This is a genomic window from Roseateles sp. DAIF2 (assembly GCF_015624425.1).
GTDB lineage: Bacteria > Pseudomonadota > Gammaproteobacteria > Burkholderiales > Burkholderiaceae_C > Kinneretia.
This window is the reverse complement of the sequence record NZ_CP049919.1, coordinates 5,534,000-5,546,953: the sequence shown is the minus strand read 5'-3', so window position 1 is coordinate 5,546,953 and position 12,954 is coordinate 5,534,000. Positions and strand designations below refer to the sequence as shown.

Annotated in this window: 9 protein-coding genes; 6 read left to right on the top strand and 3 right to left on the bottom strand. The window is 71.5% G+C overall.

What is annotated here, in order from left to right; genetic code table 11:
* Window positions 1-66 precede the first annotated feature (66 nt).
* A complete protein-coding gene (gene rrtA, locus G8A07_RS25590) occupies window positions 67-648 on the bottom strand; it encodes a rhombosortase (RefSeq protein WP_195794724.1) in 582 nt (193 codons plus the stop codon).
* Window positions 627-3,416: a bifunctional [glutamate--ammonia ligase]-adenylyl-L-tyrosine phosphorylase/[glutamate--ammonia-ligase] adenylyltransferase gene (gene glnE, locus G8A07_RS25585; protein ID WP_195794723.1), complete on the bottom strand. Its 2,790-nt coding sequence runs from the start codon at window positions 3,414-3,416 to the stop codon at window positions 627-629. The genes rrtA and glnE overlap by 22 nt, the downstream gene beginning before the upstream one ends.
* A 150-nt stretch (window positions 3,417-3,566) precedes the next feature.
* Between glnE and G8A07_RS25580 the strand changes: the two genes are divergently transcribed.
* The 3 genes from G8A07_RS25580 to G8A07_RS25570 are packed head-to-tail and all read left to right on the top strand — an operon-like array spanning window position 3,567 to window position 9,050.
* Window positions 3,567-7,679 (top strand): YhdP family protein, encoded by a 4,113-nt coding sequence (locus G8A07_RS25580; RefSeq protein ID WP_195794722.1) that lies wholly within the window; start codon window positions 3,567-3,569, stop codon window positions 7,677-7,679.
* A gap of 10 nt (window positions 7,680-7,689) precedes the next feature.
* On the top strand, window positions 7,690-8,493 hold the full coding sequence (locus G8A07_RS25575) for a carbon-nitrogen hydrolase family protein (RefSeq protein ID WP_195794721.1): 804 nt from the start codon (window positions 7,690-7,692) through the stop codon (window positions 8,491-8,493).
* On the top strand, window positions 8,490-9,050 hold the full coding sequence (locus tag G8A07_RS25570; protein WP_195794720.1) for a hypothetical protein: 561 nt from the start codon (window positions 8,490-8,492) through the stop codon (window positions 9,048-9,050). Before G8A07_RS25575 ends, G8A07_RS25570 begins: the two co-directional genes overlap by 4 nt.
* Before the next feature lies 1 nt (window position 9,051).
* On the opposite strand, the gene G8A07_RS25565 is transcribed toward G8A07_RS25570, so the two are convergent.
* On the bottom strand, window positions 9,052-9,711 hold the full coding sequence (locus G8A07_RS25565) for a hypothetical protein (protein ID WP_195794719.1): 660 nt from the start codon (window positions 9,709-9,711) through the stop codon (window positions 9,052-9,054).
* A gap of 608 nt (window positions 9,712-10,319) precedes the next feature.
* On the opposite strand from G8A07_RS25565, the gene G8A07_RS25560 reads away from it, so the two are divergent.
* From G8A07_RS25560 to G8A07_RS25550, 3 genes are read left to right on the top strand one after another with little or no spacing between them, the layout of a single operon-like run.
* Window positions 10,320-11,330, top strand: a complete 1,011-nt coding sequence (locus G8A07_RS25560) for a methionine ABC transporter ATP-binding protein (protein ID WP_249937143.1) — start codon at window positions 10,320-10,322, stop codon at window positions 11,328-11,330.
* Window positions 11,330-11,995 (top strand): methionine ABC transporter permease, encoded by a 666-nt coding sequence (locus tag G8A07_RS25555; RefSeq protein WP_195794717.1) that lies wholly within the window; start codon window positions 11,330-11,332, stop codon window positions 11,993-11,995. Before G8A07_RS25560 ends, G8A07_RS25555 begins: the two co-directional genes overlap by 1 nt.
* Before the next feature lie 56 nt (window positions 11,996-12,051).
* Window positions 12,052-12,828, top strand: coding sequence for a MetQ/NlpA family ABC transporter substrate-binding protein (locus G8A07_RS25550; RefSeq protein ID WP_195794716.1), 777 nt, complete (start codon window positions 12,052-12,054; stop codon window positions 12,826-12,828).
* Window positions 12,829-12,954 lie beyond the last annotated feature (126 nt).

The following is a 12,954-nucleotide window of genomic DNA, read 5'->3' as shown; positions in this document are numbered from 1 at the left end:
AACCCCGCGACCGGGTGTGAACGGGCCCGCAAGCCGGGGTGCGGGCGCTGTGCGCCCGTTTGGGGCTCAGCGCTTGTGGACCAGCACGAGCAGCAGCGCGCACAGCGCACCGGCCAGCGTGCCGCTCAGATGGGCGGCCGGCGCGATCGCGATGTCCCAGCCGGGCCAGGCCTGCAGCGCCGGGCCGAGTGGGTCCTCGCTTGCGAGCTTCAGCGCCAGGCCGGCCGCGATCAGCGCGCCGATCAGGCGTTCGTGCCCTGCGCGCGTCAGCAGCAGCTCGAGCGCCAGCACCGCGACGCCGGCATGCAGCACGCCGGAGAGGCCGCCGTAATGCGCCAGCCCGGGCGCCAGCCACAGCAGGCCCAGCTGGGTGGCGGGCCAGGCCAGGGCCCAGGCCAGCGCGGCGCGCGCCGGCAGCCGGGCCCGCGCGCCGATCCAGGCCAGCACCGCGCAGCCGACCAGGTTGACCGCCAGATGGCGCGGGCTCCAATGCACGGCCGCGGCGCTGAGGCTGCGCCAGGGTTCGGCGCCGGCCAGGCCGGGCTGCCAGTCCAGCGCGGCGCGCGGCAGCGGCCAGGCCAGCAGCGCGCAGGCGGCCAGGGTCAGCGCCAGCGCGCTCCAGGCGCTCAGCCGAAGACGGCGCGCCACAGCGCCAGCACGGCGTCGCGATGCCGCTCCAGATCCAGCTCGGGAAGGCGGGCCTCGGCCAGCGCGGTGGGCTGTTCGTCCAGGCGCGCGCGGTGCTGGGCGCGGCGCAGCTCGCGGTAGGCATCGGCCGCGGCATGGCCGACCTGGGCCGGCAGCAGGCCGGCGCTCTCGGCGCGCTGCAGCAGCGCGATCGTGCCGGCGTTGTCCTGCAGCTCGGGATGCGCGGCCGCATGGGCCAGCACCAGGTACTGCAGCGCGAACTCGGCGTCCATCATGCCGCCGGGGCTGTGCTTGACGTCGAACTCGCCCGCCTTGACCGGCCGTGCGCCGCGCACCTTCTCGCGCATCGCCTGCACCTCGGCGCGCAGCGCCGCGGCATCGCGCGGCGCGGTCAGCACCGCGCGGCGCACGCCCTCGAAGCGCGCGGCCAGGTCCGGCGCGCCGGCGCAAAAGCGCGCGCGCGTGATGGCCTGGTGCTCCCAGGTCCAGGCGGTGTTGCTGCCGCGCCCGCTCTGGTAGTTCTCGAAGGATTGCAGCGAGGTGACCAGCAGGCCCGAGTTGCCGTTCGGACGCAGCGCGGTGTCGATGTCGAACAGCTCGCCGGCCGCGGTGCGCAGGGTCAGCCAGGTGATCAGCTTGCGCACGAAGGCGGCGTAGATCTCGTGCGCGTTCTCGTCCTCGTCGTCGAACAGGAACACCACGTCCAGGTCGCCGCCATAGCCCAGCTCCTTGCCGCCCAGCTTGCCGTAGGCGATCACCGCGAAGCGCGGCTCCGGCCGGTGCGCTTGCTTGAGCCGCGCCCAGGACCAGGCGATCGCGCATTGCAGGGTCGAGTCGGCCAGCGCCGACAGCTCGTCGGCCACCTGCTCGACCGTGATGCGGCCCTCGATGTCGCGCACCAGGGTGCGGAACACCTCGGCATGGTGGGCGCGGCGCAGGGTGTCGAGCAGGGCCTCCTCGTCGGCCTCGCCGCTGCGCTCCCAGGCCTCGTGGCGGGCCTGCAGGTCGGCGATGAACTCGGCGCCGTCAAAGCGTTCGTTCTGCAGGCGCTGGTCGGCCAGTTCGTCGATCACGCCCGGATGCAGCATCAGGTAGCGCATCGGCCAGCGCGCCAGGCCCAGCAGGCGCAGCAGGCGCGCCTGCACCGCGGGCCGCTCGACCAGCAGGGCCAGATAGCTCTCGCGGCGCAGCAGCGGCTCGATCCAGTCGACGAAGCGCAGCGCGCCGGCCAGCGCGCATTGCTCGGCGCGCACCGCCTGCGCGGCGCGGCCGACCAGCTTGGCCAGGCGCAGGCGCGATTCCTCGCGCAGGCCCTGCACGCGCGGCTGCTGGGCCCAGCGCCGCACCGCCTCGCCCAGCTCGGGCGGCAGCTTCTCGAGGAATTCTTCTGAATCAATCGGCAGCGCCGGGCCGCCGCAGCTGCCGCCCTTGCAACTGCCGTTCTTCGGCGCCTGGCCGTCGTGCAGCAGCGCGTCGAACTCGGTGGCCACCGTCTCGCGCACCTCGCACAGCCGGTCCATCAGCTCGCACACGCCGGGCGTGCAGCCGGTGCGCTCGGAACCCGGGGTCAGGCCGAGGCTGCGCGCGATCCAGGCCAGGTCCTTGTCCTCGCAGGGCAGGCAATGGGTCTGCTGGTCGTCCAGGTACTGGATGCGATGCTCGACCTGGCGCAGAAAGCGGTAGGCCTCGATCAACTGCTCGGCCATCGCCGGCTTCATCAGCCCGCGCGCGGCGACGCGCTGCAGCGCCTTGACGGTCGAGCGGGTGCGGATCTCGGGGAACTGGCCGCCGCGCACCACCTGCAGCAGCTGCACGGTGAATTCGATCTCGCGGATGCCGCCGCGCGAGAGCTTGACGTCGTTGGCACGCTCGGGCCGGCCGGCGGCGCGCTTGCTGGCCTCGTCGCGGATCTTGCGGTGCAGCTGGCGCAGGCCCTCGAACACGCCGTAGTCGAGGTAGCGGCGGTAGACGAAGGGCGTCACCAGCGAGCGCAGCGCCAGCGCGCGCTGCTTGGCCTCGATCGCCAGCGGCGCGACGACGCGGCTCTTCAGCCAGGCGAAGCGCTCCCACTCGCGGCCCTGCACCAGGAAATATTCCTCCAGCATCGCCAGGCTGACGACCGGCGGGCCGGAGTTGCCGTTCGGGCGCAGCGCCAGGTCGACGCGGAACACCTGGCCGTCCTCGGTGACGTCGCCGATCAGCGCATACAGGCGCCTCGCGACCAACGAGAAGTATTCATGCGCCGAGATCGACTTGGGGCCCTCGGTCTGGCCCTCGTCGTCGTAGACGTAGATCAGGTCGATGTCGGACGAGACATTCAGCTCGCGCGCGCCCAGCTTGCCCATGCCGACGACCCAGAAGTCGATCACCTGGCCCTCGGCGTTCAGCGGCCGGCCGTTGATCTCGTCCTGCGCGGCGCGCGCCTCGGTCAGCGCCAGGTCCAGGGTGGCCTCGGCCAGATGGGTCATCGCCAGCGTGATGTCCTCCATCGAGCGGCCCTGCTCGATGTCCAGCACCGCCAGCCGCTCCAGCACCAGCTGGCGCGTCACCCGCAGCGCCGCCGGCAGCGCGCGGCCGCCGGCCAGCAGCGCGGCGACCAGGGCCTGGATCGAGGCCAGGTCCGGCAGGCCCGGGGCCAGCAGCGCCAGCTCCTCGGCATAGCGGCGGCGGATGCGCTGCACGAAGCGGCTGTGCTCGGCGCGCGGCGGCAGCACGGGCGGCTCGGCGGGGATTGTGTCGGTCTGCAAAGAATGCTCGGGCGAACTCATTTCAATCGGCACCCTGTGCCAGAATCTCGGCCAACCTGGGAGCGTCGGGCCGCGTTGCTGGCATGGGCACGCGGTCTTTGATCACGCGGCAGCGGTCGCGATGCCTCGTTGTCCTCGTCGTCGTTTCCAGCTCCACGGCGCTCCCAATCCATGTCGTTCACTGCAACTGTCACGGCCGCCCTCAAGTCCACCCCGGGGCGACTCGCCGGGCGTTCCGCCCGCTGGCTGCTGGGCTGCGGGCGCTGGATCCTGGGCCTGCTGCTGCTGGTCTGGACCCTGCTGCTGGCGGCCTGGCTGCTGTTGCACTGGGCGATTCTGCCGCACATCAATGAGTGGCGCCCGGATCTGGAGCGCTTGGCCTCGCAAACCCTGGGGGTTCGCACCGAGATCGGCGAGATCGAGGTGCGCTCCGGCGGCTGGATCCCGGCGCTGGAGCTGCGCGATGTGCGCTTCCTCGATCCGGCCGGCCGCGAGGCGCTGCGCCTGCCGCGGGTCGCGGCGGCGCTGTCGGCGCGCTCGCTGTGGGCGCTGGAGCTGCGTTTCGCGCAGCTGCTGATCGACCGGCCCGAGCTCGAGGTGCGCCGCGACGCGCAGGGCCGCGTCTTCGTCGCCGGGCTCAGCATGGAGGGGCAGGGCCCCTCCGGCGAGGCCGGCGATGCGCTGGCCGACTGGTTCTTCGCCCAGCATGAGTTCGTGATCCAGCAGGGCCGGGTGCGCTGGATCGATGAGAAGCGCGGCGCCGCGCCGCTGGAGCTGTCCGGCCTGGACCTGGTGCTGCGCAACGGCCTGCGCCGCCATGAGCTGCGCCTGGACGCGACGCCCCCCGCCGAATGGGGCCAGCGCTTCTCCTTGCGCGGCCGCTTCACCCAGTCGCTGCTGAAGCGGCCCGGCGAGCTGCGCCACTGGAGCGGCCAGCTCTATGCCGAGCTGCCGCGCGCCGACGTGCGCCAGCTGCGCCGCCATGTGGATCTGCCCTTCGAGCTGGACGAGGGCGACGGCGCTTTACGCGCCTGGGCCGACTTCAAGCAGGGCGAGGCGCAAGCCCTGACCCTGGACATGGGCCTGCGCGCGGTCAAGCTGCGCCTGGGCGCCGACATGGAGCCGCTGGCGTTGGCGCGCATCGAGGGCCGGCTGGCGCTGGCGCGCAACGCCCAGGGCTTCAACCTGAACGCGCACCAGCTCGGCTTCGAGCTGGCGGCCGCGGCCCAGGGTGGCGAGGGCCTGGTCTGGCCGCGCTCCGACTGGGCCCTGAACCTGAAGCGCGCGCCGGTCAAGGCCGGCCAGGCGCCGGGGCCGCTGCTGGGCGGCGAGCTGAGCGCGCAGCGCCTGGACCTGGCGCTGATGAGCCAGATCGCGACCCGCCTGCCCTTCGGTGCCAGCCAGCGCCGCTGGCTGGCCGAGCTGGCGCCGCAGGGCCTGGTCAGCGAGCTGAGCGCGCGCTGGGACGGCCCGCTGGAGGCGCCGACCAGCTACCGCGTCAAGGCCGGCCTGAGCGGCCTGGTGCTGGAGGCCAAGGCGCAGGGCGCCGACATCGGCCGCCCCGGCCTGGCCAATGCCAGCCTGCAGCTGGACGCCAGCGAGCGCGGCGGCCAGGCGCGGCTGGCGATCCAGGACGGCAGCCTGGAGTTTCCCGGCGTGTTCGAGGAGCCGGTGCTGCCGCTGCAGCGCTTCCACGCGATGCTGGACTGGCGCATCGAGCCGCGCCCCGGCGGCAGGCCGCCGGCGATCGAGCTGCGCGTGTCCGACGTCAAGCTGGCCAATGCCGATCTGCGCGGCGAGCTGGAGGCGCTGTGGAAGACCGGCGCCGGCGGCGCCAGCGGCCTGGAGCATGGCCGCGGCGGGCGCTTCCCCGGCCATTTGGACCTGAACGGCCGGCTCGATCAGGCGCAGGCCGCGCGCGTCGCGCGCTACCTGCCGCTGGGCATCGGCAACGTGGCGCGCGAGTATGTGCGCGACGCGATCCGCGGCGGCGAGGCGCGCCAGGTGCAGTTCAAGGCGCGCGGCGATCTCTGGGACTTCCCCTTCGACGCGGTGCAGCAGGGCCAGTTCCGCATCAGCACCCAGGCTCAGGACCTGCAGCTGGCCTATGTGCCCGGCGTCGGCGGCGCCGAGCCGGCCTGGCCGGCGATGGACAAGCTGTCCGCGGAGCTGGTGTTCGAGCGCGGCAGCATGCAGATCAAGAACGGCCGCGCCCGCGTGCTGGGCTACGAGCTGCATGGCGTGAACGGCGGCATCAAGGACCTGATGCACCAGCAGGTGCTGGAGCTGGAGGGCCAGGGCCGCGGGCCGATGAGCGAGCTGCTGCGCTTCACCAAGCTGTCGCCGGTCGGCGAATGGATCGGCGGCGCGCTGAAGGACACGACGGCCAGCGGTGCCGCCCAGCTGCGCCTGGGGCTGCAGATCCCGCTCAACGATGTCGACAAGGCCCAGGTCAAGGGCCAGGTGCTGCTGGCCGGCAATGATGTGCGCATGCGCCCCGATGTGCCGCTGCTGGGCAATGCGCGCGCGCGCATCGAGTTCGACCGCCGCGGCGTGAACATCCAGGGCGGCGCGGCGCGGGTGCTGGGCGGCGACGCGAGCTTCGAGGGCGGCACCCAGCGCGACGGCAGCCTGCGTTTCAACGGTCAGGGCGTGGTCACGGCCGAGGCGCTGCGCCGCGCCGGCGAGCTGGGGCCGCTGGCGCGGCTGGCGCAGTCGCTGAACGGCCAGACCGCCTACCGGCTGCAGCTGGGCTTCAAGGAGGGCGGCGGCTCCGAGCTGAGCCTGAGCAGCAGCCTGCAGGGTCTGGGCGCCGAGTTGCCGGCGCCGCTGGCCAAGGCGCCCGAGAGCCAGCTGCCGCTGCGCTACCAGACCACCCAGCTGGGCAATGGCCGCGACGAGCTGCGCCTGGAGCTGGGCGCGGTGCTGGCGGCCCAGTACCAGCGCGACATCAGCGGCGAGACGCCGCGCGTGCTGGCCGGCAGCCTGGCGCTGCAGGACAAGCTGCCGTCCGTGCCGGCCCAGGGCGTGGCGCTGCAGGCCAATCTGGGCCAGCTGAATCTGGACGCCTGGCAGGCCGTCGCGCAGCGCCTGCAGGGCGGTGGCACAGCTACCGCCGGCGGCGGCGCTGCGGACGCGCTGGAGGGCGGCGGCTATGCGCCGACCCAGATCGCGCTGCGCGCCCAGGGCCTGGTCTTCGCCGGGCGCCCGCTCAGCAAGGTGGTGGCCGGCATCACGCGCGTGCCGGAGCAGGGCCTCTGGCGCGCGAACCTGGATGCCGAGCAGCTGAACGGCTATCTGGAGCTGCGCCCGGCGCGCGGGGCGCAGCCGGCGCGGGTGCATGCGCGGCTGGCGCGGCTGTCGCTACCCAAGAGCGAGGCCGACAGCGTCAGCCAGCTGCTGGAGCAGCCGCAGGCGGGTGGCGCCGGCCAGCTGCCGGCGCTGGACATCGTGGTCGAGGACTTCGAGCTGCGCGGCAAGCGCCTGGGTCGGCTCGAGGTCGATGCGCAGGCCCAGGGGCCGCAGCGCGAATGGAAGCTCGGCAAGCTGCAGCTGCGCCACCCGGATGCGGTGCTGAACGCCACCGGCCAATGGCTGGCCGAGCCGGGCCGGGCGCAGCGCCGCACGGTGCTGGACTGGAAGCTGGAGGTGGCCGATGCCGGCAATCTGCTGGAGCGCCTGGGCCAGGGCCGGCTGCTGCGCGGCGGCAAGGGCCAGGCCTCGGGCCAGCTGGGCTGGCTGGGCTCGCCGCTGGCGCCCGACTACCCCAGCATGAGCGGCCAGCTGCATCTGGCGCTGGACGCCGGCCAGTTCCTGCAGGCCGAGCCGGGCGTGGGCCGGCTGCTGGGCATCCTGAGCCTGCAGTCGCTGCCGCGCCGCCTGGTGCTGGACTTCCGCGACGTGTTCAGCGAGGGCTTCGCCTTCGACGGCTTCAGCGGCGACGTCAAGATCGCGCAGGGCGTGGCCAGCAGCAACAACCTGCGCATGAGCGGCGTGCAGGCGGTGGTCGTGATGGAGGGCCAGGCCGATCTGGCCAAGGAGACCCAGGACCTGCGCGTGCTGGTGGTGCCCGAGATCAATGCCGGCGGCGCCTCGCTGGCCTATGCGGCGATCAACCCGGCGGTGGGCCTGGGCACCTTCCTGGCCCAGCTGTTGCTGCGCCGGCCGATGATGGCGGCCAGCACGCGCGAGTTCCGCGTCACCGGCAGCTGGGACGATCCCAAGGTCGAGCGGGTCGAGCGCAAGCCCGATGCCGAGCTGCCGGCCGCCGCGTCCACACCCTAGGAGTTCCCCGATGAAGATCGCCGCGATCCAGATGGTGTCCAGCCCCGACATGGGCCGCAACCTGGCGCGGGCGCGCCACTGGCTGGAGCAGGCCGCGGCCGAGGGCGCGCAGCTGGCCGCGCTGCCCGAGTACTTCTGCCTGATGGGCCAGCGCGATACCGACAAGCTGGCGCTGGCCGAGCGCCTGGGCGAGGGGCCGATCCAGCGCATGCTGGCCGAGGCGGCGCGCGATCTCAAGCTGTGGATCATCGGCGGCACCCTGCCGCTGGCGACGCCGGACCCGCTGCGGGTGCGCAACAGCTGCCTGGTGCATGGACCGGACGGCAGGCTGGCCGCGCGCTACGACAAGCTGCATCTCTTTTGCTACGACAACGGCCGCGAGCGCTACGACGAGGCGCGCGTGCTGGAGGCCGGCGAGACGCCGGTGGTGGCCGAGGCCGGCGGGCTGCGCATCGGCCTGTCGGTCTGCTACGACCTGCGCTTTCCGGAGCTGTACCGCGCGATGGGCGCGCCGGCGCCGCTGGACCTGATCAGCGTGCCGGCGGCCTTCACCCACACCACCGGCCAGGCCCATTGGGAGCTGCTGCTGCGCGCACGAGCGGTCGAAAACATCGCCTATCTCATCGCACCGGCCCAGGGTGGGCTCCATGAGAATGGACGCCGCACCTGGGGCCACACGATGATCGTCGACCCCTGGGGCGAGGTGCTCGCCTGCCTGCCGGAGGGCGAGGGCCTGGTGACGGCCGAGGTGGATGCCGCCCGGCTGGCCCAGGTGCGCCAGCAGCTGCCGGCCCTGCAACACCGACGTCTATGAAAGCTCCCGCGCGCGCGCTGCTCTCCGCCCTGCTGCTCTGCTCGGCCGGCCTGCTGGCCGGCTGCGGCACGCCCTCGCAATCGCTGTACATGAGCGTCAAGCCGGGCGATGCGCTGCAGCTGCGCGGCTTCATGCCGGCGCCGTTGCGCGGCCAGGTCGGGCTGGCGCCGGCGGCCGGCGGGGCCGAGACCGGCCGGCTGTGGGGTTCCAAGATCAGCGACCTGGCGCTGGAGCATGCGCTGGAGGATTCGCTGCGCGCGGTGGGCCTGTGGGCGATGACGCCGCAGGAGGCGCGCTACGAGCTGAAGGCGCAGCTGGTCAGTCTGGTGCAGCCGCTGCTGTCGTTGAACACGACGGTGGCCGCCACCGTGCATTACACCCTGGTTGAGAAGACCAGCGGCGCGCTGCTCTACCAGCGCAGCGTGCGCGCCGCCTACAAGGCCGAATTCAGCGAGGCCATCGTCTCCCAGCCCGAGCGCCTGAAGCTGGCCAACGAGGGCGCGATCCGCGCGACGACCGAGATCATGCTGCGGGATCTGCCGAATCTGCGCTTCTGATTCAAGGCCGAGCTTGCTGGCGCTCGTGGGCGGCCAGCATCTCGGCCGCCAGCGCACGCTCCTGTGCATTCAGCCCGCCTTCCGGCGATTGCAGCTGCGCGAGTCGCCTTGTGGTCTGGTCCTGGGCATCCGAAAAGAAGGTCCAGTCGCCCAGCAGGGCCGGATTGATCCATTTGGCAAGTTCCTTCATGGCCGCAGCATTGAGGGCCGAAACCTCGGGTCCTCGGAGCCAGCGCTCTTCGATCTGTAGCGCCGCAAGTTCGCTGGGACGCTGAAGTGGCGCGGGCACCTCATAGGGCAGTTTGCGCTTGGCCAGGATCTTCATGGCCGGCGCATCGCCCTGCATGGCGTCAGTGCGCAGCGCATGCAATACCAGCTCCGGCCTCCCGGCCTCAAGGAGTTGCTCGCGTGAGGCGCTTTCCACAAACTGGGCAGCGGCACCGAATTCGCCGCTCTGCATGGCCTTCAGCAGCAAGGGCGTTCGCAGGGCCTCGATCTGTGGCGTGACGGTCTGGCAACGTCGCTGCACCGCCTCCAGCTCTTGCGCGTAGTCCATTGTGATCTGTGCCTTCCTGGGCTCGAGCCCCGGTGTCTGTGTGGCGTACCTGCGCGCGCTCTCGATGTAGCCGGCAACGTTTTTGCATTGGTCCAGCTGCTTCACGGCCTGGTAAGCAAGGGCCCCGGTACCCGAGTCTAGGGCCGCCTGGATGTGCGGCGCGAAACCCTCCGAGCCGACCCGGACTGTGGGCGACATGACCGAGGCGTCGGCGCGCCACTCGCTGCTCGGCGTTGCGCTCCTGTCGTGACGCGGGCGTTGAGGTGCGGAATGAGTGCTCCCCTCCGAGTGCTTGGCAGTGGATATCGGCGGTGCGACTTGGCTTTGCGAGCGGGCTTGCTCATTCAGGGCCGGAGGGCTGCTCGGCTCCGGCCAGAAGCTGAATGCAGCGAGCGCGATAGCGCTCAGGGCTACCGCAAGGAACATGAGCGTCGTTGCTTTTTTGGGCATCTGCTTGGTTGGTGGAGCGATTCTTGGAGGCTGCTGTGCCGGCGGGGGCGCGCGCGCAGACATGCTTCCATGCCTGCGTTGCGATCCGAATCCCTCTGAACGGGGTTGTCCGCCGTGCAGCAGAGGGGGCTGGCAGACTGGCGCTGTGGATCACCTTCGGGTGAATTTGCTTATGACCATTCGGTTCTTCCGAAGGTTTAGGGGTTTCCACTAGGATTGCGGGCTGATTCCAAGGCGGGCCACCAGCCCGCCGCCCTTTCCCGGTGATAGAACTCCAAGAAGTCCACAAGTCCTACCCAATGGCCGCCGGCGCGGGCCAGGTGCCGGCGCTGCGCGGCCTGAGCCTGAGCGTCGAAGCCGGCGAGGTGTTCGGCATCATCGGCGCCTCGGGCGCCGGCAAGAGCACCCTGCTGCGCGTGATCAACCTGCTGGAGCGGCCCGACAGCGGCCGCGTCGCGGTGGCCGGCCAGGACCTGCTGGCGCTGGACGAGGCGGGCCTGCGCGCCGCGCGTCAGCGCATCGGCATGATCTTCCAGCACTTCAACCTGCTGTCGAGCAAGACCGTGGCCGAGAACGTGGCCTGGCCGCTGAAGATCGCCGGCCGCGCGCCGGCCGAGATCGCGCCGCGCGTGGCGGCGCTGCTGGCCCGCGTCGGCCTGGCCGACCAGGCGCACAAATACCCGGCCCAGCTCTCCGGCGGGCAGAAGCAGCGCGTCGGCATCGCCCGCGCGCTGGCCACCGAGCCGCGCGTGCTGCTGTGCGACGAGGCCACCAGCGCGCTGGACCCCGAGACCACCCGCTCGATCCTGGACCTGCTGGCCGAGATCAACCGCGAGCTGGGCCTGACCATCGTGCTGATCACGCATGAGATGGACGTGGTGCGGCGCGTCTGCGACCGCGTCGCGGTGCTGGACGGCGGCCTGATCGCCGAGCAGGGCCCGGTGGCCGAGGTCTTCCTGCACCCGCGCCATCCGGTGACGCGGCGCTTCGTGCTGGAGGCCGAGCATGTGGACGAGGGCCAGCAGCTGGACGATTTCTCCCATGTGCCGGGCCGCATCGTGCAGCTGACCTTCCGCGGCGAGCGCACCTACGAGCCGCTGCTGGGCGAGGTGGCGCGCCGCACCGGGCTGGACTTCGGCATCCTGTCGGGCCGCATCGACCGCATCAAGCAGGAGCCCTATGGCCAGCTGACCATCTCGGTCTCCGGCGGCGACCTGGCCGCGGCCCAGGCCCTGTTGGAAGCGCGCGGCGTGCGCGTGGAGGTGCAGCGCTGATGGATGCCTTGTTGAATGCTATCGACTGGGCCGAGATCGGCCTGGCCTCCTGGGACACCCTGCTGATGCTGGCGGGCTCGCTGCTGTTCACCGTGCTGCTGGGGCTGCCGCTGGGCGTCGCGCTGTTCCTGTTCGACCGCGGCCAGCTGCTGGCGGCGCCGCGCTTTTACGCGCTCTTGTCGCTGGTGGTGAACGTGCTGCGCTCGCTGCCCTTCGTGATCCTGTTGATCGTGCTGATCCCCTTCACCTTGCTGGTGGCCGGCACGTCGCTGGGCGTGGCCGGCGCGATCCCGCCGCTGGTGGTGGGGGCGACCCCCTTCTTCGCCCGCCTGGTCGAGGGCGCGCTGCGCGGCGTGGACCGCGGCATCGTCGAGGCCGGCCTGGCGATGGGCGCCAGCACGCGCCAGATCGTCTGGCAGGCCCTGCTGCCCGAGGCGCGGCCGGCCATCCTGTCGGCGATCACCGTCACCGCGATCACCCTGGTCGGCTACACCGCGATGTCCGGCGTGATCGGCGGCGGCGGCCTGGGCGACCTGGCGATCCGCTTCGGCTACCAGCGCTTCCAGACCGAGGTGATGGTCGTGACCGTCGCACTGCTGCTGCTGCTGGTGCAGCTGCTGCAGATGCTGGGCGACTGGCTGGTGCGCCGCTACACGCGCCGCTGACGAGACTTCGCTACCCCCCGTTTCTTTTTCGTTGTACCTAGTGAGGAGTTGACCCGATGAAGACAAAGATTGCAGTTGCCCTGGCCGCCCTGGCCCTCAGCGGCCTGGCCGCCGCCCAGAAGATCACGGTGGCCGCCACCGCGGTGCCGCATGCCGAGATCCTGGAATTCGTGAAGCCCCAGCTCGCCAAGCAGGGCGTGGAGCTGGACGTGAAGGTGTTCACCGACTACGTGCAGCCCAATGTGCAGGTGGCCGAGAAGCGCCTGGACGCTAACTTCTTCCAGCACAAGCCCTATCTGGGCGAGTTCAACAAGGGCAAGGGTACCAATCTGGTGGCCGTGACCGCGGTGCATGTGGAGCCCTTCGGCGCCTATTCCAGCAAGCACAAGGCCCTGACCGAGCTGCCTAGCGGCGGCACCGTCGCGATCCCGAACGACCCCAGCAATGCCGGCCGCGCGCTGCTGCTGCTGGACCGCGCCGGCGTGATCAAGCTGAAGAGCACCGACAACATCCTGGCCACGCCCAAGGACATCGCCGACAACCCGAAGAAGCTGAAGTTCCGCGAGATCGAGGCCGCCACCCTGCCGCGCATCCTGCCGCAGGTGGACCTGGCCCTGATCAACACCAACTACGCGCTGGAAGCCAAGCTGAACCCGGTGAAGAACGCGCTGGCGATCGAGGATGCCCGCTCGCCCTATGCCAACTGGCTGGTGGCCCGCCCGGACAACAAGGATGCCGACGCGCTGAAGAAGCTGGCCGCCGCGCTGAACAGCGCCGAGGTGAAGAAGTTCATCGAAGGCAAGTACAACGGCGCGGTCGTGCCGGCGTTCTAAGCCGCGCGTTCCCGCGTCGCACCCAGGTGCGCCAACCGCCCGGCCTCGGCCGGGTTTTTTATTGGCGGGCCGGGACCGCGCATTTGTGCCGAGCGTCCCGGGCGCGAAGCCGTCAAGATCGGGAGC

Bases quoted from the DNA above. Each gene is read 5' to 3' on its own strand.
- G8A07_RS25555 (WP_195794717.1), top strand. From the start codon at position 11,330: ATGGATGCCTTGTTGAATGCTATCGACTGGGCCGAGATCGGCCTGGCC.
- glnE (WP_195794723.1), bottom strand. From the start codon at position 3,416: ATGAGTTCGCCCGAGCATTCTTTGCAGACCGACACAATCCCCGCCGAG.
- G8A07_RS25570 (WP_195794720.1), top strand. From the start codon at position 8,490: ATGAAAGCTCCCGCGCGCGCGCTGCTCTCCGCCCTGCTGCTCTGCTCG.
- G8A07_RS25550 (WP_195794716.1), top strand. From the start codon at position 12,052: ATGAAGACAAAGATTGCAGTTGCCCTGGCCGCCCTGGCCCTCAGCGGC.
- G8A07_RS25575 (WP_195794721.1), top strand. From the start codon at position 7,690: ATGAAGATCGCCGCGATCCAGATGGTGTCCAGCCCCGACATGGGCCGC.
- G8A07_RS25580 (WP_195794722.1), top strand. From the start codon at position 3,567: ATGTCGTTCACTGCAACTGTCACGGCCGCCCTCAAGTCCACCCCGGGG.